Source organism: Streptomyces sp. NPDC111507, assembly GCF_055638955.1.
Genome location: NZ_JBVKBU010000028.1, coordinates 50,732 through 72,272 on the forward strand (window position 1 = coordinate 50,732; position 21,541 = coordinate 72,272).

A 21,541-nucleotide genomic window follows, 5' to 3' on the forward strand; every position below is an offset into this window, starting at 1 on the left:
GCTCAGCCTGATCTGACCGACCGCAACCGCTCCTCGAGTCTTACCTGGAAGGCCGCCATGAGCTGGGACGTACTCCTCCTCCGCCTGCCCGACGACCTCACCTCCGTGCAGGAGATCCCCGCCAACCACACCCCGGACTCGCTCGGCCGACGACGCGACGTGCTCGCCGCTGTTACCCAGGCATGTCCCGAAGCCGATCTCTCGGACCCCACCTGGGGCGAAGTTTCCGGCCCCACTTGGTCCATCGAGCTCAACATCGGCTCAGAAGACCCCGTGGAATCGATCATGCTCCATATCCGGGGTTCCGGTGACGACGTGCTGACGCCCGTCTTCCGTCTTGCCGAGGCTCTGCGGTGCAAGGTGATGGACTGCGCGGAAGGAGACCTGATCGCTCCGGGGCAAACGTCAGGCTGGCGCACTTTCCAGCAGTTCCGCGATCGAGTGGTCGGACCCTCTCAGTGATGCCTCCTGGCCGAAGCACTAGCATCCGCCCCATGCACCCTGAAGCCCGTTTGAGCCTTGAGGGCCTCCTTCCGCCCGGTCGCATGGTCACGTCCGACGAAGGCGACGGAGACGCACAGCCTCTGTGGCTCAGTGACGGGCCGGCCACGGCCGAACTGTGGACGCGGATACACGCTGAACACACACGCTCCGGTCTGTGGCCGCTACTGCTCGACTCGCTGGATCCGAACGACGGCGAATTCCGCCCATGGGGATCCGGCGAGGTCTTCCCCGAGCAGATGTCCTCCCCGGCAAGCCACGACCCTGCCAGCCTCCTCGCACAGTGGTGGGCGACCTACACAGCCGTCGACGAAGACGACGACATGCTCGACGCCGACAGGCGCCTCGCCGTCACGGCCCCCTTCAGACAGACCTGGCCCGGCCTCGCGCCCAGCCGGAAAACGGCAACGAACCCCGATCAACTGGCTGCCGAGTTCGCGCAGGCGTTCCTCGCCGACCGCCCACAGACACGTCTGGGACTGGTCTCCGCAGCGTCCGGTGCCGAGGCGCTGACGGCCGGGGGCTGGGGCGGACCCTGCAACTACGACAACGACACCGCGAAATTCTCCGCCGTCGTCCGGGACTGGGAGCACCGGTTCGGCGCCCGTGTCATCGCGGTCGGCTTTTCCACGCTGCACCTCAGCGTCGCCGCGCCACCGGCGAATGAGCATGAGGCTCTCCTGGTCGCGGCCGAGCACTTCGCCTTCTGCCCGGACAACATCTGGCAGGGCAGCAGGCCCTACACATTGGCCGCGTATGCCGAGCGGATCACCAGTGCCCATCGCTGGGACTTCTGGTGGGACTGATCCGGTTCCCGGAAAACGCTCACCCATCCCGAGCGAAGCGACCTTCGGGCGGTCCGTGCGTCCCGACCGGCGCCTGGGAACAGCTGGGCGCCGGGGAGGTCGATAACCTGTGCAGCTTTGTAGGCGGCTGAGTGATCAAGGTGAGGCGGTGCGGAAGGTGAGTGTCTGGGCGGTTGTCGACGAGGCTGACCGAGTTCAGTGGGAGATGCATCCTGGTGAGGGCGTTGGCCCGCTGCGTTTCGGGATGTCGCATGACGAAGTGGCCGCAGCAGTCGCGGATGTATTGAGCCCTCTCTCCACTCGTGGCGGCTATGGCAGCCATGTGGCGAGTTCGGAATTCTTTTTCATCGGAGCATCAAGCGCGCCGGCGGTGACGGCCTACTACGACGCCGGCCGCCTGGGTTGCGTAGCCGTCAGCGCACTTCGCGGTCCACAGGTCACCTTGGACGGGCTGCAGCTCGTCGGCCGCGTCCCGTCCGAACTCGAAGACGCCTTCGCCGAGTACACGTCCACGAACGGCCACGATCTGCGGTACTCCCAGCATGCGGACCCAGGTTCCGAGACCCTCGGTGTCGTCCTCCGCGCCCAGCGCGCCGGAGACGTTGTCCTGAGCAGGCCGGTGTTGGTCGCCTCCACCTGGGCCGAGCGCTGCTGTGATGTCACCGAAGGCCGCATCCCCACTGAAGAGTGGCGGGACCGCGCCTGGTGATGGGGCTGCTATCGGCTTGGGGGGTAGCTCCTTTGGAGAGACGGTCCCACCCAGCATGCCGACGCGTCCGTCCCCTGGGGTAGTGCGGAACTCGGGCAGATCAGACACAGATCCAGCAGTACAGCCGTTCCCCGCGCCGCTGAGCCCCGCGGGCGAGTTCCGCCAACTCGTGCAGCAGGCCGCCGAGCACGTCGGTGTCACCAGACCCCTGCTCTTCGACCCAACGCCGCGCCGCCGCAGTCAATTCATCGGCCTCCACCCTCGCAAGGACGCCTTGCAGCTCATCGCTGATGGTGAGTACCAGACGCTCGCCTCCGTCGCGTTCGGCGACGGCGTGCGAGGTCCGAGGCCGTGCCAGGAACTCGTCGAAGTCGACCCCGGTCAAGATCCTCTCGATCGCTCCGAGATCGGTCGTCGAGTCGAACCCCCTGGTGGCCACGACGCGGAACCCCGTCTCGGCCAGCCGAAGCCGTGGCCTGAGGAACTCGCGAAGGCCGTCGCGCCCGTAACGCCGCACGATCTCCGGGACGGGCATTGGCAGCTTCGCGCCCCCGCCATCCGGCCCGCCGGGCAAGTCAATGGTCGTGGCGGCCGACTCGTCCGATGCCGCGGAGAAGTAGTCATACATCACACCCACAGGCGAGATCATGCCAGGGAGTGACGCGGCACCCCCGCCTGGTGGCCGCCAAGACTGGCTCCGATGAACAAGGTCCTTCCAAAGGGGCCGCACCCATCGGCTTGGCCGGTGCCTGATCTCCTGCGACGTACCTCTGGCCTGTCGTCTTGCGCCACAGCTGTTGCGCTCGGTACCTTGCCGCCTCATAGCCACTGAGCTGCGAGGACTCCTTGGAGAGTCCGCCTCAGGTTCGGCGACCTCCAGAGAACCTGGGGTGTGTGTGGAGCGCCAGAGCCCGAGGCCGGCCAACCGGACCGTGCCGGACGACACCGTCCTCGCGCAGCACAAGGCGATGGTCCACTCCCACCCGCAGCTGCTCTCCGAGGGCTTTAACGAGGTCGTCTTCGCCGACAGCAGCCTCTACCGGCTGCTGCCGTACCTGAAGCGTCTGAGCGAGGCGCGGGCCGCCGACCTCGGGCTGGACGACGGCGACGGCCTGGGCGGCCTGCTGCTCGTACGCAGGGTGTTCGGACCGGAGATCGTGCCGCTGTGGCGGTGGAAGCCCGGCTATCGATCTCGGCATGCCCCGCTTCAGCCAGATCGCGACACGAATCAGTACGGCAAGAGGACCTTCAAGTTAGCCGAGCCTCATCCACGCGGATGATCTACACCACCCCGACCCACGTCCTACGGGAGGGGCGGGCCAGCAAATGGGTGTCGAGGAAGCCCCGCTCGAACGCTGGGTCGTGGAGCAGCCGGGCAACCCTGATCCGGCTGCGTCCGATTGGTCGGAGCGGGCCGGATCAGGGCGAACGTACAGTCAGTCCTCCAGGCGGACCGGCATCAGGATCGAGAAGGTGCCCTCGTTGTCGGGCCGGCGGATCGCGATCGGCGCCGTGGGGGCCCCGAGCTCCAGAAACAGTCGGTCCCGGGCTCCGGCGGCCAGCGCGTTCAGCAGGAACTCACGGTTGACCGCGACGCGGTTCGGGTCGTCGTCGCTGTCCGCGCAGAGGGTCACCATGCCGCCGTCCTCCACCCTGAGCACGCTGAGGTCGGGCGCTCCCGCCTCGGCGGCACGGACAGGACCGGTCTCCAGGGCCTTCCGGAAGGCCGCCACCTCGACAAGGGCGCGGCGTCCGCCGGCCGCCGGCAGGAGACGACGGTAGTCGGGGAAGTCGTGGTCGAGGCACTGACCGGCCGCCTGCCTATCCCCGACCTCCAGAGTCACGCGGCCACCGTCGACGCAGAGCCGCACGGGTCCGTCGCCGTCCGACAGCGCCCGCATCGCGTCGACGAGCGGGGCGGGCACGATGACCTGCACTCGGCTCCCGTCGTGTCCGGCGACGCCGGCCTGCGCGACAGCCATTCGGTACCGGTCGGTGGCCACGACATGGAGGCTCTCCCCCTCGATGTCGAACAGGACCCCGCCGAGCATGGGCAGCTCCGGGTCGGTGCTCGCCGCGAAACGGACCGTGTCCAGCGCGGCTGCCAGCTCGGGCGCGGCGATGGACAGCCGGACGGTGGCGATGCGGAGCGAAGTCATGACGTTCTCCCTGTGATCGAGTAGTGCTTGGAGCGCGGAGAACTCGCTGCGGGCATCGGACAGCCCTTGTTCGATGCGGCGCAGGTGTGCCTTGAGCAGCTTCCGGACCAGGTCGGTGTCCGCGCCGGACCAGCTGGCCAGCACCAGCCGGATGTCCGCCAGCGGCATCCCGGCCCGGCGCAAGCGGGCCAGCACCCGGGCCTCTTCGAGCTGCTCGGGTTCGTACCAGCGGTATCCGCTCACCGGATCCACCCAGGCCGGGACCAGCACACCGGCACGGTCGTAGAACCGCAGGGCACTCACGCCCAGGCCGCTGTCGCGGGCCATCTCGCCAATGCTGCGCATGTCGTTCTCCACACCCGGCACTCTGGGCCCTGCACAAGGTCGAGGGTCAATCCGGCTCCGGAGCGGAATCTCGCGGCGCTCAGCAGCCGGCCCGCCACCCTGCGCGTGCCTCATACAGATGACATACCGGAGTGATCACCACCGGTCGGCCCCCACGACACCACACTTTGAAGGTCAGTAGTTCGGAGAAGAGTTCGCCGCCGTGCTGTACCTGCCCTCCGGCCGTCGCGAGGTCCGCCTCGCGCAGCTGGTGCGGATGCTGCGCGTCCCGGTGGTCCTCGAGGACGGCCAGGCCGTGGACGTCGCTGCCTCGGTCGGCGCCGCGGCCCTGGACGTGATCGGCACCCGCGACCTGTCCGTGGCGCAGCGCGCCGCCGATGCCGCCCTCTACGACGGCAAGCACTCCGGCCGCGCGCACCTCGCGACCCAGGAGCACGCGACGGTGCCGTCCATCAACGGCAGGCGCGCGGGCCGCCCGGGCACGGCGGTGTGGGGGCGGGCGGCATGAGCATCGCCACCCTGCCCGAGGGCGACTGGATCCGCAGCATCACGATCCGCCAGCCCTATGCCACCTGCATCTTCGCCGGGAAGAACCCGGAAAACAGGCCCGTGCACTGGCCGTGGCGCGGCTGGATCATGATCCACACCGGGCAGAAGCTGGAGCGCCCCGCCCTGCGTGACCCGCTGGTCGCCACCGCGATCCGCGGCCGCGAACTGCACCTGGGCGTGGTCATCGGCGTCGCCCGCCTCATCGACTGCCACCTGGACCAGGGGCCCGAGCAGTGCACCAGCCGCTGGGCGCGGCGCGGCGCGCACCACCTGGTCCTCGCCGACGTCCAGGAGCTCGCCCTGCCCGTGCCCGCCACGGGCGCGCTTCCGGCTTGGAAGCCGAAGCCGGACCTGGTGGCGCAGGTGCTCCAGCAGCTGCCCGCCTTCCGGCCGTGAGCACGCAACGCGAGAAGGAGGAGCCGCCGTTCGAGCCGGGCCTGATCCCGGCTCCCGGCGCTCTTCTCGACTGGCGTGACAGCCAGCACTTCGACCGCTGGCAGGACCGCCCCTGCGCGCTGTGCGGCCGGGCCACGCCCATGCGCTCCCACTCCGGGGAGCCCGTGCACAAGACGTGCGCTGAGGACTGGATCGCCGCACACCCCACCGAGGCCCGCCTCGGACGATTCGCCTCCGACGTCCAGCCCAACCGCCGGCGCGACAACGACCACGCCTGAACCCCTCCACCTGGAGGCCCCCTTGAGCAGCACCCACCGCGACGTCGACCACACCCTCGCCTACCCCGAGCCGCCCGCCTCCCCGCTCTGGCACCGCCACGGCGTGAAAGCCCGGCCGCTCACCGACGCCCAGAAGAAGCGCAACCGCGAGCTCCTGGACCTCGCGCAGCGCACCACCCGCACCCCTCGCCCCACTGAGACCCTGGCGGAGGCCAGCTGATGGACGCCACCCACGTCGCCGTCGACGGGTACGTCGACGCCGTCCCCACCCCGGGACCGAAGGACACCGCCACGTTCGAGCTGATCGTCTCCCCCGCCAACGGGGAGGCCACAGCCCCGGACACCCCCGACACGGTCCTCTCCTGCACCACCGGAAACCCCCGCATCACCCACGCGCTGCTCACCGAGGTACAGCCCGGCGACCTGCTGCGCGTGTCCGGGACCGCCGTTCAGCCCGAGAGCCCGGACCAGCCCGCCCGCCTCACCATTGATGCCCTGGAGGTCTTAGCCGCCGCGTCGCCGCACGATCTGGTCCTTGACCGGTACGGCTCGTACTGCGTGGTGTTCGACGCCGAAACCAACGACGTGCCCGTCTTCACCGTGGACGGCGCCTGGGTCGGCGTGGCTGCGAACCCCGACGCCATCCGCGACCTGATCGACACCCACAAGAAAGGCGGTTACCGCTGATGGCCGCCACCACCTCGCAACGCACCGTGCTGGAGCGGTTCCCCGCCGGCTCCGACACCATCGACCGCCTACGCAGCGGCGACCGCGAGGCATTCGCTGACCTGTACATCCGCTACCAGCCCCTGGTCTACGACTACCTGGTCCACCGCACCCGGGACCGGGAACTGAGCGCTGACCTGACCAGCGAGACGTTCGCGCGCGCCCTGGCACGCATCGAGTCCTTCACCTGGACCGGCCGGGACATCGGCGCCTGGCTGGTGACCATCGCCCGGAACCTGGTCACCGACCACTTCAGGAGCGCCCGGACCCGCCTGGAGCGGTCGGTCGGCGAGATATTCGACGGGGAGTGGACCGCCGGTGACTCTGCCGACGAGGTCGTCGACCACCTCAGCCAGGCGGACCTGGTCGCTGCGGTGCGGCGGCTCCTCGGGGACCTGACGCCGTGCCAGGAGCAGTGCCTGATGCTGCGGTTCTGGCAGGAGATGCCGTACTTCGAGATCGCTCGGCTCATGGATCGCAGTGAGGGCGCGGCCAGGCTGCTGAAGGAACGGGCCCTGAAGAAACTGCGCACCCCGGCCGTACGGGCTGCGCTGACCGCTCACATCGCGGCCTGACGACTGCGTAGTCACTCACCCCCGAGCGTCGCGCCCGACCTTCCCGGCTGGACGCGACGCTCCGTCGTTCCCGTCTTCACCACGTACCTGGAGGCACCTTCGTGCACCCGATCCGCCTGATCTCGTTCGGCTACCTGCACCATCCCATCGGTCCGGATGGCTCCCCCGTCCCGCCCACCGCCGACCGGATCGAGGACGTCCGCGACCGGCTCCGCGACCCCGCGGCAGCCCGCGACATCCTCGACCTGGACGGCCTCGATCCCCGCGTCCAGGACGTCGTCCTGAACACTCCCGGCGCCCGCGAACTCATCGCTAACCTCGCCCACTACGCCGGCCTGCCCGCCGGTCCCCGCCGCATCGCGATCGGTTGCGCAGGCGGCAAGCACCGTGCATGCGGCCTCACAGAACTCCTTGCCCAAGCACTTCGCGACCGCGACCGCGGCCGCGAAGTCGAAATCGAGCACCTTCACCGCCATCTGCCGCGCGTGCTCAAGACACCCGACAACACCACCGCCCACCCCACCGCCAAGCAGGAGGCCACCCGATGAAGCGTCCCTTCCGCCGCTGCGGCCACGCGCCCGGCGCCCTCACCCCCGAGGACCAGGCCGCCGTCGACCAGTTCCGCGCGCTGCTCGCCGCCCTGCGCGACACCGAGTTCTGGACGCCCGGCGCAGGCCAGGACATCGCCGTGCGGGTCGGCCCGTTCCTCGAGCGCGCCCACACCCGCGCGGGCGATGACCACGGACCCGACGTTATCGCTGTCGCCCTGGTCCACCCCGACACCCTGCATGCCGCGGCCTACCTCCACGGCCACCAGCTCGGCTACACCAGCAAGGGCTGGCTGCGCTGCGAGACGAGCGCGATCATCGGCGTCTGGAACCCCGCCTTCGCGGCTCTCACCCACGCCGCAGCGGGCCTGGAGCTCCCCGACGACGTCGGCATGCCGGCCGCGACCTACGCCGTCCACGTCGAAGCCCGCCGACAGGACAACACCGGCTACACCCTGCTCCGCCTCGGCCCGTACACCCAGACCTGGCTCGCCTCCCGCGACGCCGATCGCCTCAACACCGAGCTGGCCGCTAAGGCAGCCACCGTCATCCCCGGGATCACGGTCACCGCGAAGGGCGCGTCGTTCGACGTCAGCGACCACGCGTCCTACAACGACCCGCACGAGACCGACGCCGCCACGCTCCTGGCCGACGCCATCCAAGGGGTGAGCTCGAAGTGACCACGTCCCCGTACGAGATCGAGACCCGCGAGAGCGACGACGGCAGCATGCAGCCCGCCGAACAGCTCTGGACACCCGGCGAGGACGCGACCGACCACGGGTTCATCGCCCACCGGGGCCTGTACGTCGCCGGGATCGACGACCCCACCGACGATCACCTCTACCCCGTGGGCTTTATCGTCCTCGGGCACCAGCGCTGGGGCGACGCTATCGAGGCCGCCGCCGCGTACATGGCTCTCCCGGCCGAACGCGCCGTCGCCTGGCTCGTCCACCACGGCAACCGGCGCCTGCGCTACCGCGGCACCATCAAGAACGACACCTGGCTCCACACCCGAACCGCCGCCCTCAACCTCCGCCGACTGATCAACCTCGGACTCACCCACACCAGCGAAACCTGGCACCTCGCACCCACCGGTGCATGACCACAGGGGCTGTCCGGCCGGACAGCCGGACAGCCCCTCACCAAGATCTTCATGAGCCTTCTAGGACGACTCCGGCTCGGCTGTTCCGTCCGTGCGGAAGAGTGCCAGGTCGGCGCCGAACGCGACGACGAGGCCGTCAGGGCACAGCCAGACATCCTCCACGGGATCGGTCACCACGAACTGGGCAGCCTCGCTCGTGTCGCTGGCGAGATCCCAGAGATACGTGACCCCGTTTCCGCGGCGGCCGTCGGTCGCCACCACCAGATGGGGGCGGCCCGGCGGCAGTTCTCCGACCAGCCACCTCCTGGGTTCCCCGGACAACGACAGTGACTTGACGAAGTCGAGGTCCAGGACGTCCCAGACCCCCGCTCTGCCGTCCTTGTCGAGCGTGACGAGGCGCATTCTGCTGTCCACTTCGGCGTAGTCGAGGGACAGCCAGGAGTTGGACCGGAGCTCGTGAAGCGATCGGAGATCCAGGACGGCCAGCAGTTCACCCGAGTTCGCGTTCCAGGTCCGCACGGTCCAGTCCGAACCGAGGGTCAGCACGAGGTGCGTCCCCTCGATGGTGAGGACGTGGAAGAGGCGCGGCTCGACATCTCCGGGATGCGTCAACGTCGTACGGAATCCGTTGTCGGCGATGTCCCAGATGTGGACCTCTTCTCCTCTCTGGAGCGTGACGGCCACGATCCTGTCTCCCATTTCCGCCAGCAACCCTTGCGCGTTCTCACGGAGGTTCGGCTGCAGGAGAGCCCCCTCTTCCGCTCCGGTGACCGTGTTCCAGACGTGCCACCACCGCTCCTCGCCCTGGGGCGTGGTGGTGAGCAGCAAGGTGCGCGAACCGAAGCTCCCGATCGCGACCACCGTCCGACCGGCATCGGCCGGAGTGTGCTTCAGAGAATGGAAGCTGTTCCGGCCGAGATCCCAGACGGTGACGTGCCCGTCAGCGCCGTCCCCGGTGGGGACCGCGCTGATGACGAGGTGGTCGCGGTCGTCGGCGAGGGTCATGGCGATGTTGACCGGCCCAGCTGCCGTATGGACCTGCTCGGTGCCGTCGACGAAGTTCCACACCTGGATCGACGCGTGGTCCGGTGCATGGGCGGCCGCGTGCGTGGAGCCGATGTGCACGGTCGGTTTGTCGTCCCGCTCCGACGTCCAGGAGTCCTGAGCGTCAAACGCTCTTCCGGCGGAACCGGTGGCCAGATCGATCAGCGACATCGATCTCTCGCGGATGACCAGGGCGGATCGCCCGCCCTCGGACTCCACGACGCCCAGACCCTCCACCTTGCCCTTCTCGAACAGCATCTCCTGCAGCTGTGTGGGGGCGGAAAGGTCCCATACCCGCACCACTTCGTCGCCTGCGGTCGTGACGATCACCGGCCGGTCCTCGACCTCCGCCACCGTGGCGGTGTCGTTGGAGTAGTTTCCCCTGATCGCACCGTCGCCGTGGGAGAAGGCGTGCCGCAGAGTTCCGGTGGCCACGTTCCAGACCTGGACGACGCCGAAACACAGGAAAGCAACGTGCAGGTCGTCATCGATGACGACGGTGCCCGCGATCTCCACCCACGCATCGGGGACGAGGGGCACCGGGAACCCGGCGACGGGCGCCCCGTCGGCCACGTTCCAGATTCTGACGCGATCCGGCTGCACCGTGATCAGGCAGAGGCGGTCGTCGATGTTCTGGAAGCGGGCCGCTAGCGGGAAGGCGCCGTCGTCGCCCGCGCAGGAGAACTCCGGCAGCGGAGCACCACTGCCCAGGTTCCATCCGGCGACCGTGCCCGTCTTGTCCAGCATGAACAGACAGGGCCCGCCCTCGGATCCGTCGGTGACGGCCATGACGTAACCATCGTGGTGATGGGGAACGTCCGCGACCAGTGAGCTCTCACCGACGTCCCAGATCCGCAGGCGGGTCTCCTCCTTGAGGAACAAGAAGGGCTTGCCCTCGCCGGCGACGAGACACGTGGAGAGTTCGCCGTTCCACCTGGTCGGCGCGGTGTCGACGCTCAGGCACTCCGCCCCCGTGGCAAGGTCCCAGACCCGGAGGCGGTCCTTCTCCTCGACGAGGAGCAGGGGTGAGCCACCGGTCATCAGAAACCCGGCCGGACCGGGAACACGGTCGCCGTCCGGGCGTACGGGGAGCTCCAGATGCTCGTGCCCGCAGTCCATGTCCCATACCTGCACACCACCGTCCCGCGTCGTGATCGCGAAGAGATGGCCGTCGCTGACGAAGACCTTGGGCACTCGGCTTGCGTAGGAGTCGATGGGAATCGAGATGGTAAGGCTGGGTCCCTGTTCGTCGGGCGTCGGTTCGGGGCGCGGTTCGGCGCGTGGTTCGGGAGTCGTGAAGCTCATGGTGCCGTCGGTCAGGTTCCACGCCCGGATCACGTTCTGTTCGTCCTGGGTGATCGCGTGGTCGTGCCCGCGGAACCGGAGGATGTCCAGGACGTTGTTGCGCTTCGAGGTACCGCCGAACTGCCGCAGTGAGTGTCGCTGGTTTCCGTCGGCCAGGTCCCAGACCTGGACCGTACCCTCGCCGTGGACCACGCTCGTCGTCAGCGCGTGCGTGCGGCCGTCGATATCGGCTATCACCGGCTTCTCGACTCCGTCGCCGTGTACCAGGGTGTGCCGCAGCGCCCGGTGGGTCAGCGAACCGGTCGCCCAGGACGGGGTCGGCGAGATCGTCCGATCGGTCGTGACCACGGCCGAGACGGCCTCCGCGAGCGCCGGCTGCTTCCAACGGAGGGCGTCCAGTACGAGGAGTTGGCGCCGCGCCTCCGGCAACTCGCGCAGCGGGTGGTGGGTGAGGGTGGTGCGGTAGACGGAGGCATGGATCTGCGCGGTCGGATCGTCTGCGAGGTGGAGGTGGGGCGCGAGGCCGACTGGTTCCGCGTGCACGAGGAAGCCCGGATCCGTCAGGAGCCGATCGACAGCGCCGCCACCGGCCGCGACCGCGTGCTCCATCGCGTGGCGCTTGAGGTACGGCTGAGCCAGCTCCCAGGCGACACAGCCGTCCGCGTCCGTGGGGACCTGGGCGATCAGTGCGTCCAGCACGGGGCCGCCGGCCGGTGCCGCGGAGTGCTCCGCCAGGCTCTGGTGGAAGTAGCGGTACAGCTGTCGTCCGTCGGTGTCCCTGTCGGCTCGCAGGTAGAACGAGGCGTGGTCCAACGCCTGCCTGGTGGTGTCCAGATCGGGCGGCAACCGGTCGGGTTCCTGAGCGGGCGCGAGGGCTACGGCGGTGACGTGCAGGAGTTCCAGCGGCATACCTCGGCCCCGGGCATGCCCCAGCGCCGCGACGACCGGCCGTACCCAGGGGTCGGTTCGGCTGAGGGTGTCGATGTGCAGGTCCAACATCCCCGCGATGGTGTTCGGCAGTCGCTCGAGGACCTGTTCGGCCGTCAGCTCCGTCTCGGCGGGCAGTTGGGCGAGATGGTCGGCGAACAGGGTGGCAAGCAAGAATCCCCCGTGGTCGACCGCCCCGGCCAGAGCTGCGGCCAGCGCTGCCAGGGTCTCGTCCGGGTAGCGACGGTCGTTCCACAGCAGGTCGCCCAGGAAGCCTGCCAGGTCTTTGGTCAGGCGCTTCTTGGACACCTTGTCGAGAGAGAGGAGGTTGCCCGGTTTCAGGGCGGCGTTGCGCAGGTTCGGGAGGCGCTTCCACAGGGGACGGGTACCGATGAGGAAACGGCAGTCCGGCTGCGGTCCGTCTCGTCCCCGGTCGGCGAGTGGAAGGATCACGTGCTCCAGCAGGCCCTCGGGATCGGTGGCCTCGTCGAGAGCGTCGAGGATCAGGATGACCGGCCCGGCATCGGCCAGGCGTGACCGCAGAGCTTCCAGTGTCGCCGCGCCTGCCGTGCCGTTGGTGGCAGGGAGATGGTGGGCGTCCGGTTCCTCGTCGAGCTGGCGCAGGAGCGACGCGATCAGTTGGTCGCTGTTCTGCCGGCGGGCGTGGACGGCGAGGACCCGCCCGGCCGGCCGTGGGCGGTGATCCCGGACCCGGCTGAAGACGGCACCTGCGAGCGGGGCGAGCTGAGGGTGGGTCAGGCAGGCCGTGACGCCCAGCAGCGCGGATTTTCCGGAGCCGGAACTGCCGGTCACGACCAGCAGGTTCGACTCCTCGCCGGCCGAGTCCTCCAGCCAGCGGGCGATACGTTCGCGTTCGACGTCCCGGCCGGTGAACAGACAGCGGTCGGTCCCCTGGCTTCCGGTCGCGCGTCCGACGAAGTGAATGGGGTCCAGCCCCGGATCGACCTCGGCGGCCAGCTGCCACAGGGCCGCACTGATGCGCGCCCGGTACCGTTCGGCCGGGGCCTCGGCGTAGGCCGGATTGACGAAGAACGGAGCGGGATCGAGCAGGGCCTCGGTGGTCGGGGTCCGGAACACGGACGTCGGGTAGTCGTCCGCGCCGGCGGCACGGTTGAGCTCGCGGTGGATCTCGGCGGCGAAGGTGTCCACGGGAATGTGGGCGAGGACGGGGGAGACGTCCAGCCACCCCTTGGCCAACCGTTCCAGTACCTGAGCGGTGGCATGGCTGAACCTGGCTCTGAAGGTCGTCTTGCCCGGCCCGCAGGCCGCGATCACCCAGGCCTTTCGTTCCCTGTCGGTGATCTTCCGGAACTCCTGGGCCGAGAGCGCGGTTCCAGCGGAGCAGACGTCCAGCAGGAACAGGACGGGTCCGGCCGGACCGGCTTCGGCATCGCCGAGCATCGTCGTCACGTTGAGCGCCGTCCGACGCAGGGTCGAGCCCTGCGTACTGTCCATGACCGCGAGGTAGAGCTCCCCGTGGAGGACGTCTCCGTGACCGCTGAAGTGAACGATCAGGGGCTCACCGGCGGCTTGGTCCTGCACATCGGCCCAGGCCTCCGTCGCCTTTCCGAAGGACGGATCAAGAAGCGGGTGGGCGGAGCGGACTCCCACGCCGTCGAGCGCACGGGCCACGCGCTCCACGGCCGACGCCACGCTCGGCAACGGTTCGAAGCCCGTTTCGCCCCGGGCGGCTTCGTCCTCGGACACGATCCGCGGAATGAACCCGCCCGCGCCGACCACCCACGACTTCGTCATCCGCCCGCGCCCTCCACTTCTGAAACCTGCTCAGCAATATAGGAGCGGCGCCGTCGGCATCGAGGCGACTTCTGGAAGCAGGCCCGCACGCCCCCGACCGGCTGCTAACCGGAACGTCGGCCGGGTGACGCCCTTTTCAGGTCAAGTAGGGCGCGATCGCCGCGGCGGTCAGGCCGCTGGCGAGATAACCGCCCAGCGTGTGAGGGTCGAACAGACCGATGTCCGTGGTCGCGTGCTCTTCGACCAGGAACCGCCCGCCGAGCTCCGGCGGCACCGCCACGAGGTCGCCCGCGTCAGCGATGTTCACCCAGCGCCGCACTCCCGGCGACCGTGAACCCTCCCCGTGCCGCAGAGCCGGTTCCAGCTTCCGGATCAGCGTCGGCAGCCCCAGAGGCGAGCCAAGTGTCACGAGCAGTTCCACCTCAAGGTCGGGGTAGGCGTGCAATGTCTCCCAGGCCACCACCGACCCCAGTGAATGCGCCACCACCACGTGCGGGCGCTGCGCCCGAATCGTCCCGGCCACCCGGTCACGCACGGCTGCCCTCACCTGCGGTCGCGAGGTGTAGGCGTCCAGCTCTCTGATCAACGCGACCACGAGCCGCCCCAGCCGCTCCGTCACCTCTTCCCGGATCCGTGACGCCAACGTCGCACCGCCGTCCCGGCGGACCAGCCAGCCCAGTCCTTGCCTCACGGGTGCCAGCCAACCCGCCTGCGCTTCCTCCGGTTGGGGCACGCCGGCCGCCAGCAGCCACTCCCACGCCTCGCGCAGCTCGTCGTCCGACAGTTCCTCCAGACCCGGGACCCCGCCGGACTGCTGCTCCACGCCGTCGGCCAGCAGATCGGCGTAGTAGGCCATGGCCAGCTTCGTCACCGGAACGTGCGACAGACCCGCAGCCCGCAGCCCCTTTTCCAGACTCGGCCGTGCCGCGTCCGCCAGCAGCGACGCTGCCAAGTCCGGGGCCACACCCCGCTGCTGGTTCCAGATCCCGTGGACCAGTACCGCTCCCGCCACGACCCCGCCTCTCCGCCGGAACACCCCGGCTCTGCGCCGCACTTGCACTCAGTCACACGTCATGAACGGCCCCGGCCGTATCGGCCCGGGCGGATTCGTCGAAGCGGCCGGACAGAGCCTAGTGGGACGGCTCGGCGCCCTCTACGGCGTCGAGGTCTCCGGCGTAATGTTCGATTGCGCGCCGGTAGCCCTGGACCCGGGGATCGTCGCTGGTGGCAGCCAGGACCTACAGCAGGGTGCTCACGGCCTCCCGGACGTCGCCGACGATGTACAGCGCCATGGCCAGGAACGACCGCAGAGCAGGGTCCAACCAGCTGCTCAACCCGCCCGACGACCCGGCCCTCGCCGACATCGTCGCCCACCAGACCGGACAGGACACGGGCGTACGCGACTACATCCTCAACACCGCAGGCGCGGTCCGCATCATCACCGACGCCATACATGAGCTCACCGCGCTGCGCACCGCGGCCAACAGTCGTTTGATCCAGCTCCTGGTGAACTGCTGGTACGGCAGGCACAGAGCAAGCGGCCTCACCGAAATCCTTGTGTGACGGGACGCGGTAGTTGGAACCATGAGGGTGTGGTGACCTTGCGATTCGGACCCTGCAGGTCACGCTTGTTGGAACCAAATGGTCACGCTGCTTGCAACATGCGGTGAATTGCCATTTACCCGGCGGGTGATGACCGCCGTGCCCATCACCAGGGCACTACTCCAGCGTCCTCGAAGAACTTGCCGGTCGGGCCGTCTTCGGGCAGGGTCGCGAGTTTGATGGCGATCTCCGCGCCCTGTGCGGGGGTGCGCACGCCGCGGAAGCCGTTGAGGTCGGTCGCGACGTAGCCGGGGCAACCGACGTTGATCAAGATGTTCGTGCCGCTCAACTCCCGGACGTACTGGAGGGTGACGGCGTTCAGGAGGGTCTTCGACGGCGCGTACGCTACGGCCACCGGACCCGTCGTCAGCTCAGCGGCGGTTTCCGACTGCCGGGCCAGGGAGCCGACACTGCTGGACATGTTCACGATCCGCGGTGAGGGGGAGCGGCGCAGCAGCGGCAACATCGCGTTGGTGACGCGGATGACGCCGATCACGTTGGTCTCCACGACCGTCCGAATGGTGGCGGGATCGACCCTGGTGGGCTCCTGCGGCATGCCGCCGGTGATGGCGGCGTTGTTGACGAGCACGTCGAGGCGCCCGGCCTTTTCCTCGATCAACCGTGCGGCGGCGCTCACGCTCGCGTCGTCGGTCACGTCCAGCGGTACGCCGAACGCCTCGACGCCGCCCGCTCGCAGCCTCTCCACCGCGGCCGCACGGCGCTCATCGTCGCGGGCGCCGACGCCGACGCGCCAGCCGAGGGCGCCCAGGCCCACGGCGATCTCGTAGCCGATTCCCTTGTTAGCGCCGGTGACCAGCGCAATCGTTCGTTCGCTCATGGGGACCATGCTGTCCTCGGGCCCCGGCGGGAGTCCAAGACCGATCGGGTGGTCGACGATACCGTCAGGGTATTGATCCGGGATAGCGTGGCGCCATGGAGACCCGGGAACTGCGATACTTCGTCGCCGTCGCTGAAGAACTGCACTTCGGGCGCGCCGCGCAGCGGCTCGGGATCGCGCAGCCGCCCTTGTCACGGGCGATCCAGCAGCTCGAACGCCGGCTCGGGGCGGCGCTGCTGGATCGGACCAGCCGCACCGTCACTCTGACCGAGGCGGGCTCGGTGCTGTTGGTCGAGGGCCGGGCGGCCCTCGACGCGGTCGACGCCGCCGAACGTCGGACCCGCCGCGCCTCCCTGTCCACGACCGGCCGTCCCGGCCTGGTCCTGGTCACGAAAGCCAGCGCGTCCAGCGAACTGCTGGCGAAACTGCTCGACGCCTATGCCACCGAACTCGGCGCGGTCCCCGTCGAAGTCATCCTGTGCGGCCCGGCCGAGCAGGAACGGCTCCTGCGCGAAGGCCGGGCCGATGTGGCGCTGCTGCACCGGCCGTTCGACTCGACGGCCGGCTTCCACACCGAGGAGCTCAGCACGGAGGGCCAGGTTGTGGTCCTGCCGGCCGGACATCCGCTCACCGCCCGAACCCATGTGCACATGGCCGACATCACCGGGCTGCCGGGCCTGCCCCTGCCACGCTGGCCCGACCCTGACGGCACCTACCCGCCCGGCCCGGGCCCCCAAGTCCGCGACCACGCACAGCTGTTGCAGCTCGTCGCGCTCGGCCGTGCTTGCGCAGTCTCACCGGAGTCGTGCCGGGCCCAGCTGCACGGTGACCTCGCCGCAGTGCCCGTACTGGATGCGCCGACAGTCACCACCGTGATCGCCTGGCCGCCGCAGAGTCGGTCCAGAGCCGTCGCCGACCTTGTCCGGACTGCGACACGTCTCTAGTAGTTCCAACACGCCTGGCCAACGTTTAGGTGGTTACGAGGGCCGGGTTGAGCCGTCCGTTCGGTTCCCGGTGCGCGAAGTGGCGCCGTGCTCCGTCAAGTGGACGAACTCGCCAGGGAGGAGAAGAACAGTGTTGCGATCGCCTCGAACGAATCGTTCGGAGGCTGGACCAAGACCTTCACCGACCCCCGCCTCTGCGCAGCCATCGTCGACCGCCTCACCTTCAACGGCACCATCATCGAGACAGGCACCGAGTCCTACCGACTCGCCCAGACGAAAGCCAAACAGCAGGCCAACCGATAGAAACAGTCCATCGGACCCGACCGCCAGCCGTGTGGTTGGATCACGCGGAACGGATCTTCGCGGCGGTGGGAGGACACGATGGCGGCTCGCGCGGTGCTCTTCGCTCTGGGGACCCAGGACGCCGAACGCGTCCTGGCCTGCCAGGACGACGAAGAGGTCATCGAACTCGTCTCAGAGGTCGAGGACCAGTGGGACATGAACCACCTGTTCGAACTCGACAAGTCCTGGGACGCCCTGCACCGGTGCTTCACTGACGGCGACCTCGCCTTCGACAACGGCGACTACCCGTGGTCGCACGCCATCCTCGGCGGAGTGCCGTTGCACGGAGGCGACGACTACATCGTCTGCTACGTCACTGCGGACCAGGTCCGCGAGATCGCGAAGGCCCTGGAGCCGCTGGACGGGCAGTGGCTGAGCGATCGCTTCGCCACGCTCACGTTCGACGCCTACCAGGGCACCGGCGACGCCGACGACATCGCCTACACCCAGGCGTTCCTACCAGGACTGAAGAACTTCTACCTCACTGCGGCGCAGAACGACCGAGCGGTCATCTTCACCGTCAGCCAGTAGACCGGGGCCAACTCAAACCGCCTTTCATGGCTCGCATCACCGTCACCGCATAGGGACAGCCACCGTCATGACGATCTGAGCACGCATCCATGACGGAGGGCGCAGGACCCCGAAGCCCGACGTTCCTTCGAGCCGGTGAGGTTGCGAATCGTAGATTGTTCCCATGATCGAGGAGACGTCGCCCGAGTGGTTAGAGCCGTCAAGCACAAGACGCCGGAAGCATGCTGCCCCCAAGAACACGAAGGCCGGTGGAGTACTGCGGTCGTCCGCGCTGATGGCCGCCGGAACGGTGGTCTCGCGCGCCACCGGACTGATCCGGCAAGTGCTGCAGGCTGCCGCGTTGGGCACCGGACTGCTGGCCACCACCTACAACCAGGCCAACACGGTGCCCACCAGCTTGTACTTCCTGCTGATCGGTGGCGCGCTGAACTCTGTCCTGGTCCCGCAACTGGTGCGGGCCCGGGCAGAAGACCCCGATGGTGGGGCCGCTTTCGAGCAGCGTCTGGTCACCCTCGTGCTGTGCGTCCTCGGTGTCGGCGCCGCGCTGGCCACCTGGGCTGCTCCCGAGATCATCAGTATCTACCAGCACGACACACCCGCCACAGACGATGCCTTCGAGCTGACCGTGGTCTTCGCCCGCTTCCTGCTCCCGCAGATTTTCTTCTACGGCGTGTTCAGCATCTTTGGACAGGTCCTCAACGCCCGGAACCGCTTCGGGGCGATGATGTGGACCCCGGTCCTGAACAACGTGGTCCTGATTACGATGTTCGGCCTCTACCTCGGCATGATGACCGCCCCGGAGAAGGTCTCGGACATCACCGACGCCCAGGTCAGACTGCTCGGCATCGGCACCACCATCGCCCTGGCCCTCCAGGCACTCGCCCTGATTCCCTACGCGCACGCGGCCGGCTTCCGGCTGCGTGCGCGCTTCGACTGGCGGGGCACCGGCCTGCGCAAGAGCGTGAACGCGGCCCGCTGGACCTTGCTGTTCGTACTGGCCAACCTCGTGGCGAGCACCGTGGTCACCCGCTTGGCTTCCGCTGCGGACGCCGCCATGCCCAGAGACGGCGTCGGCTACACCGCCTACAGCTACGCCCAGCAAATATGGATGCTGCCCCAGTCGGTCGTCACTGTCTCCCTCGTCACCGCACTCCTTCCGCGCATGAGCCGGGCCGTGAGCGAGCATCGTCTCGACGACCTGCGCGCCGACCTGTCCCGCGCGCTCCGAGTAAGCGGTGTCGTCATCGTCCCGGCAGCGTTCTTCTTCGTCGCCTTCGGCCCGCAGATCGCGCAGCTGCTGTTCGCCCACGGAGCCGCCGACGCCGCAGCAACCGTCCCTCTGGGCCACATGCTGCAAGCCTTCGGCCTAGGATTGATCCCGTTTTCCGCCCAATACCTCCTACTGCGCGGCTTCTACGCCTTTGAAGACACCCGCACGCCGTTCCGCATGGCGCTGTGGATCAGCGGTATCAACATCGCTCTCGCTGTGGCCTGCCATTTTCTGCTGTCCTCCCGCTGGGCTGTCACCGGGATGGCCGCCGCTTATGCGCTGTCCTACGCCATCGGCCTGCTGTTGACGGCTCTGCGGCTGAGGCGGCGTACTGCGGGACTGCTCGACGGCCGGCGGATCTGTCGTACCTACGCCAAGCTGACCGCGGCTGCGACCGGCGCTGGGGCTGCCGGCTGGCTCATCGCCCGCTCCTGCAGTCACAACGTGGCATCGGCTTCCTGGACGTCGGCCATCTCGCTGGCAGCAGGCGGCACGGCGATGGCCCTGCTGTTCTTTCTCTTTGCACGACTTCTGCGAATCGGGGAACTGCGCAGCCTGCCTGGTCTGGGCTGACCCCGGAACCATGGGACGTGAGGCCGATAACGAGGGCCCAGGGCCAAGCATCACCACTCGCCTCCGTACGCCTACTACGAGGTGCGCGGCCTGGAGCGAGGGCGACAAGGCAGTCGAACTCCACACCGCCGACTGGGAGGACGACCGCCCCCCGGTTCGGCCGCGTGCGCCTGCTGTACTCGCTCGCCGACGCCACTGCCGCCCGCCGTGAGACCCGCACCCCCGGCGCACCCCGACGTGATTACCCCCTGGAGGCGTCCAGGCGATCGACAGCCTCAACAACGCCCACGTCGAAGAGATCACGAAGGCCATACACGGCAACACCGCCGCCCTGCTGCACCTCGCCGACACCATCGCCCGCACCCACACCACCGTCTGAACCACACCACCACCAGCCACACACCCCGGAGCGCCCCTCCCCGCCCACCGTGCGGGAGCGGCGCCCCCCTTTTCACCAAGGAACCATAGATGCCCCTCAGTCCACCGGTACCGGCACGAGCCCAGCTGAACCGCTCCGGGATCAGTCCGGAGCCTCCATCAGACCCGGAGCGGTTCATTCCCAGGTAAAGCCGTTCCCCTCCCGCCCCGGAGCCTGGATCACCGGCCTCCCCTCGCTCCAGCTCGTGAGTAGAAGGCTGTAACTGGGATCGAACTCGATGTCTTGGAGCAGAAAACGGTGCCATGTCATGCGTGTCCATGGCGCGACGACATCCATGCTTGGTGGCACGGAGGAGGCTCGCCGACCACAAGGTCGCTTTCCTGCCATGGGCGAACCTTACGGGGCTTGTTCTACCGGTCGAGGTCTTTGTACTCCTCCGCCGGCACGCCAACGCTCGAGAAAATGTCCAGTGCCTGCTGCCTCGCCGGTCCAGCGGCAGCGTCTTCACGCTTTTGGAGGGAGCAGCTGAGGACCATGAGAGTACGGGCTTCGCCGAGCCGGTGGCCGGTCTCACGGTGTATTGCCAGTGCCTCCTGGCCGAGCATGACGGCTGTGGCGTACGCCGCCTCGGTCTCCGCCGTCCCACACAGGACTGTCAACGCCTGGCCCTCGACCACACGGAAACCGTGCTCGCGTGCCAGGCTCAGCGTCTGCTCGGCATGGAGGCGGGCCTGCTCGTGCCGCCCCAACTGCTGCTGTGTAAGGGAGAGTCCCAGGATGCTGTCCGCCTCGGCACGCCTGAATCGCGCCTCGCGGGCCGAAGAGAGAGCCATCCCGTCAGCCCGAAGAATTCGGGGGCGGTCATCAGATGGCGGCGGGGCCGGAAGTGGGGTGAGATGCCGCTGAACGCGGACAGGAACCGCTGGACTGCGCCGACACTGCGGAAGCCCTTCATGGCCCGTTCGCGCCGGCGGGTGGGCTGGTGGCTGTTCTCGGCCCGGTTGTTCAGCTCTTCGTGGGGGCGGTGTTCGACCGACGGCATCTGCTCCCGGTGGGCGGTGCCGTAGGAGTCTCAATGACGGAGCCAAGCCGATTGCGTGACCGGTGGGGCAGAGGTGAAGACCCGGTTGTCGCGCAGGAGCGCCCACAGCAGGGTCTGACAAACGAGCGGTTTACAGTCCCGCCGGACAGGCGGAGCCCGGCGGTCTTTGCGGCTACCTGCTGAGAGCGGACGCGACGGTGGTGAGGACGGGCCGGGCCGACTCGTGGGTGAGGAAGAAGTGCCCGCCGGAGAAGGTGTACTGGGAGAAGCATCC

The 21,541-nt window shown here is 68.5% G+C and carries 22 protein-coding genes and 3 pseudogenes; 18 read left to right on the plus strand and 7 right to left on the minus strand.

The window, feature by feature from the left end; genetic code table 11:
* Positions 1 to 105: 105 nt before the first annotated feature.
* The 3 genes from ACZ7M2_RS49620 (at position 106) to ACZ7M2_RS49630 (ending at position 2,016) form a co-directional block, all read left to right on the plus strand.
* Entirely contained in the window at positions 106 to 462 is a 357-nt protein-coding gene (locus ACZ7M2_RS49620; protein WP_471600914.1) for a hypothetical protein, read from the plus strand.
* A 32-nt stretch (positions 463 to 494) separates the two neighbouring features.
* The gene (locus tag ACZ7M2_RS49625; protein ID WP_471600915.1) at positions 495 to 1,307 is read left to right on the plus strand and encodes a DUF4253 domain-containing protein; all 813 of its coding nucleotides are present in this window, start codon (positions 495 to 497) and stop codon (positions 1,305 to 1,307) included.
* 148 nt (positions 1,308 to 1,455) lie between these two features.
* Positions 1,456 to 2,016 (plus strand): hypothetical protein, encoded by a 561-nt coding sequence (locus ACZ7M2_RS49630; RefSeq protein ID WP_471600916.1) that lies wholly within the window; start codon positions 1,456 to 1,458, stop codon positions 2,014 to 2,016.
* Positions 2,017 to 2,116: 100 nt separating this feature from the next.
* Here the strand turns inward: ACZ7M2_RS49630 and ACZ7M2_RS49635 are convergent, their stop codons facing one another.
* The gene (locus ACZ7M2_RS49635) at positions 2,117 to 2,665 is read right to left on the minus strand and encodes a hypothetical protein (protein WP_471600917.1); all 549 of its coding nucleotides are present in this window, start codon (positions 2,663 to 2,665) and stop codon (positions 2,117 to 2,119) included.
* A gap of 283 nt (positions 2,666 to 2,948) precedes the next feature.
* On the opposite strand from ACZ7M2_RS49635, the gene ACZ7M2_RS49640 reads away from it, so the two are divergent.
* Positions 2,949 to 3,296: a hypothetical protein gene (locus tag ACZ7M2_RS49640; RefSeq protein WP_471600918.1), complete on the plus strand. Its 348-nt coding sequence runs from the start codon at positions 2,949 to 2,951 to the stop codon at positions 3,294 to 3,296.
* Positions 3,297 to 3,452: 156 nt separating this feature from the next.
* Here ACZ7M2_RS49640 and ACZ7M2_RS49645 read toward each other — a convergent pair whose 3' ends face one another.
* Positions 3,453 to 4,520 (minus strand): DNA polymerase III subunit beta family protein, encoded by a 1,068-nt coding sequence (locus tag ACZ7M2_RS49645; protein WP_471600919.1) that lies wholly within the window; start codon positions 4,518 to 4,520, stop codon positions 3,453 to 3,455.
* 196 nt (positions 4,521 to 4,716) lie between these two features.
* On the opposite strand from ACZ7M2_RS49645, the pseudogene ACZ7M2_RS49650 reads away from it, so the two are divergent.
* From ACZ7M2_RS49650 to ACZ7M2_RS49690, 9 genes and pseudogenes are all read left to right on the plus strand, one after another.
* A pseudogene (locus ACZ7M2_RS49650) lies at positions 4,717 to 5,028 on the plus strand (nucleotidyl cyclase domain-containing protein); the annotation flags it as partial.
* Positions 5,025 to 5,465 carry an ASCH domain-containing protein gene (locus tag ACZ7M2_RS49655; RefSeq protein WP_471600920.1) on the plus strand — a complete coding sequence of 147 codons (441 nt, stop codon included), beginning with the start codon at positions 5,025 to 5,027 and terminating at the stop codon, positions 5,463 to 5,465. The pseudogene ACZ7M2_RS49650 and the gene ACZ7M2_RS49655, both read left to right, overlap by 4 nt.
* Positions 5,462 to 5,743, plus strand: coding sequence for a hypothetical protein (locus ACZ7M2_RS49660; protein ID WP_471600921.1), 282 nt, complete (start codon positions 5,462 to 5,464; stop codon positions 5,741 to 5,743). Before ACZ7M2_RS49655 ends, ACZ7M2_RS49660 begins: the two co-directional genes overlap by 4 nt.
* Positions 5,744 to 5,765: 22 nt before the next feature.
* Complete coding sequence (locus ACZ7M2_RS49665) at positions 5,766 to 5,963, plus strand: hypothetical protein (RefSeq protein ID WP_471600922.1); 198 nt, start codon at positions 5,766 to 5,768, stop codon at positions 5,961 to 5,963.
* The gene (locus tag ACZ7M2_RS49670; protein ID WP_471600923.1) at positions 5,963 to 6,430 is read left to right on the plus strand and encodes a hypothetical protein; all 468 of its coding nucleotides are present in this window, start codon (positions 5,963 to 5,965) and stop codon (positions 6,428 to 6,430) included. The genes ACZ7M2_RS49665 and ACZ7M2_RS49670 overlap by 1 nt, the downstream gene beginning before the upstream one ends.
* Positions 6,430 to 7,044 (plus strand): sigma-70 family RNA polymerase sigma factor, encoded by a 615-nt coding sequence (locus ACZ7M2_RS49675; protein ID WP_471600924.1) that lies wholly within the window; start codon positions 6,430 to 6,432, stop codon positions 7,042 to 7,044. The genes ACZ7M2_RS49670 and ACZ7M2_RS49675 overlap by 1 nt, the downstream gene beginning before the upstream one ends.
* Positions 7,045 to 7,145: 101 nt before the next feature.
* A complete protein-coding gene (locus ACZ7M2_RS49680; protein ID WP_471600925.1) occupies positions 7,146 to 7,592 on the plus strand; it encodes a RapZ C-terminal domain-containing protein in 447 nt (148 codons plus the stop codon).
* The gene (locus ACZ7M2_RS49685; RefSeq protein ID WP_471600926.1) at positions 7,589 to 8,272 is read left to right on the plus strand and encodes a hypothetical protein; all 684 of its coding nucleotides are present in this window, start codon (positions 7,589 to 7,591) and stop codon (positions 8,270 to 8,272) included. Before ACZ7M2_RS49680 ends, ACZ7M2_RS49685 begins: the two co-directional genes overlap by 4 nt.
* The gene (locus ACZ7M2_RS49690) at positions 8,269 to 8,694 is read left to right on the plus strand and encodes a transposase (RefSeq protein WP_471600927.1); all 426 of its coding nucleotides are present in this window, start codon (positions 8,269 to 8,271) and stop codon (positions 8,692 to 8,694) included. The genes ACZ7M2_RS49685 and ACZ7M2_RS49690 overlap by 4 nt, the downstream gene beginning before the upstream one ends.
* 60 nt (positions 8,695 to 8,754) lie before the next feature.
* On the opposite strand, the gene ACZ7M2_RS49695 is transcribed toward ACZ7M2_RS49690, so the two are convergent.
* Positions 8,755 to 13,746: an AAA family ATPase gene (locus tag ACZ7M2_RS49695; protein ID WP_471600928.1), complete on the minus strand. Its 4,992-nt coding sequence runs from the start codon at positions 13,744 to 13,746 to the stop codon at positions 8,755 to 8,757.
* 136 nt (positions 13,747 to 13,882) lie between these two features.
* The gene (locus tag ACZ7M2_RS49700) at positions 13,883 to 14,758 is read right to left on the minus strand and encodes a hypothetical protein (protein WP_471600929.1); all 876 of its coding nucleotides are present in this window, start codon (positions 14,756 to 14,758) and stop codon (positions 13,883 to 13,885) included.
* Between the two features lie 212 nt (positions 14,759 to 14,970).
* Here ACZ7M2_RS49700 and ACZ7M2_RS49705 point away from each other — a divergent pair, with 212 nt between their 5' ends.
* The gene (locus ACZ7M2_RS49705; RefSeq protein WP_471600930.1) at positions 14,971 to 15,309 is read left to right on the plus strand and encodes a hypothetical protein; all 339 of its coding nucleotides are present in this window, start codon (positions 14,971 to 14,973) and stop codon (positions 15,307 to 15,309) included.
* Between the two features lie 145 nt (positions 15,310 to 15,454).
* Here ACZ7M2_RS49705 and ACZ7M2_RS49710 read toward each other — a convergent pair whose 3' ends face one another.
* Positions 15,455 to 16,186, minus strand: coding sequence for an SDR family oxidoreductase (locus tag ACZ7M2_RS49710; RefSeq protein WP_471600931.1), 732 nt, complete (start codon positions 16,184 to 16,186; stop codon positions 15,455 to 15,457).
* Positions 16,187 to 16,281: 95 nt separating this feature from the next.
* Here ACZ7M2_RS49710 and ACZ7M2_RS49715 point away from each other — a divergent pair, with 95 nt between their 5' ends.
* The 4 genes and pseudogenes from ACZ7M2_RS49715 (at position 16,282) to murJ (ending at position 19,846) form a co-directional block, all read left to right on the plus strand.
* Complete coding sequence (locus ACZ7M2_RS49715; RefSeq protein ID WP_471600932.1) at positions 16,282 to 17,130, plus strand: LysR family transcriptional regulator; 849 nt, start codon at positions 16,282 to 16,284, stop codon at positions 17,128 to 17,130.
* 75 nt (positions 17,131 to 17,205) lie between these two features.
* Positions 17,206 to 17,433: pseudogene (locus ACZ7M2_RS49720) on the plus strand (ATP-binding protein); the annotation flags it as partial.
* A gap of 78 nt (positions 17,434 to 17,511) precedes the next feature.
* On the plus strand, positions 17,512 to 18,003 hold the full coding sequence (locus tag ACZ7M2_RS49725; RefSeq protein WP_471600933.1) for a DUF1877 family protein: 492 nt from the start codon (positions 17,512 to 17,514) through the stop codon (positions 18,001 to 18,003).
* A 274-nt stretch (positions 18,004 to 18,277) separates the two neighbouring features.
* A complete protein-coding gene (gene murJ / locus ACZ7M2_RS49730) occupies positions 18,278 to 19,846 on the plus strand; it encodes a murein biosynthesis integral membrane protein MurJ (RefSeq protein ID WP_471600941.1) in 1,569 nt (522 codons plus the stop codon).
* A gap of 789 nt (positions 19,847 to 20,635) precedes the next feature.
* Here the strand turns inward: murJ and ACZ7M2_RS49735 are convergent.
* Positions 20,636 to 21,058, minus strand: a complete 423-nt coding sequence (locus tag ACZ7M2_RS49735) for a hypothetical protein (protein ID WP_471600934.1) — start codon at positions 21,056 to 21,058, stop codon at positions 20,636 to 20,638.
* 44 nt (positions 21,059 to 21,102) lie between these two features.
* A pseudogene (locus ACZ7M2_RS49740) lies at positions 21,103 to 21,294 on the minus strand (DDE-type integrase/transposase/recombinase); the annotation flags it as partial.
* Between the last annotated feature and the right edge of the window lie 247 nt (positions 21,295 to 21,541).

Excerpts from the sequence above, each read along its gene's own strand:
- ACZ7M2_RS49735 (WP_471600934.1), bottom strand. The coding sequence starts at position 21,058 with ATGGCTCTCTCTTCGGCCCGCGAGGCGCGATTCAGGCGTGCCGAGGCG.
- murJ (WP_471600941.1), top strand. The coding sequence starts at position 18,278 with ATGGCCGCCGGAACGGTGGTCTCGCGCGCCACCGGACTGATCCGGCAA.
- ACZ7M2_RS49725 (WP_471600933.1), top strand. The coding sequence starts at position 17,512 with ATGGCGGCTCGCGCGGTGCTCTTCGCTCTGGGGACCCAGGACGCCGAA.
- ACZ7M2_RS49695 (WP_471600928.1), bottom strand. The coding sequence starts at position 13,746 with ATGACGAAGTCGTGGGTGGTCGGCGCGGGCGGGTTCATTCCGCGGATC.
- ACZ7M2_RS49645 (WP_471600919.1), bottom strand. The coding sequence starts at position 4,520 with ATGCGCAGCATTGGCGAGATGGCCCGCGACAGCGGCCTGGGCGTGAGT.
- ACZ7M2_RS49655 (WP_471600920.1), top strand. The coding sequence starts at position 5,025 with ATGAGCATCGCCACCCTGCCCGAGGGCGACTGGATCCGCAGCATCACG.
- ACZ7M2_RS49675 (WP_471600924.1), top strand. The coding sequence starts at position 6,430 with ATGGCCGCCACCACCTCGCAACGCACCGTGCTGGAGCGGTTCCCCGCC.
- ACZ7M2_RS49635 (WP_471600917.1), bottom strand. The coding sequence starts at position 2,665 with ATGATCTCGCCTGTGGGTGTGATGTATGACTACTTCTCCGCGGCATCG.
- ACZ7M2_RS49670 (WP_471600923.1), top strand. The coding sequence starts at position 5,963 with ATGGACGCCACCCACGTCGCCGTCGACGGGTACGTCGACGCCGTCCCC.
- ACZ7M2_RS49685 (WP_471600926.1), top strand. The coding sequence starts at position 7,589 with ATGAAGCGTCCCTTCCGCCGCTGCGGCCACGCGCCCGGCGCCCTCACC.
- ACZ7M2_RS49710 (WP_471600931.1), bottom strand. The coding sequence starts at position 16,186 with ATGAGCGAACGAACGATTGCGCTGGTCACCGGCGCTAACAAGGGAATC.
- ACZ7M2_RS49715 (WP_471600932.1), top strand. The coding sequence starts at position 16,282 with ATGGAGACCCGGGAACTGCGATACTTCGTCGCCGTCGCTGAAGAACTG.
- ACZ7M2_RS49625 (WP_471600915.1), top strand. The coding sequence starts at position 495 with ATGCACCCTGAAGCCCGTTTGAGCCTTGAGGGCCTCCTTCCGCCCGGT.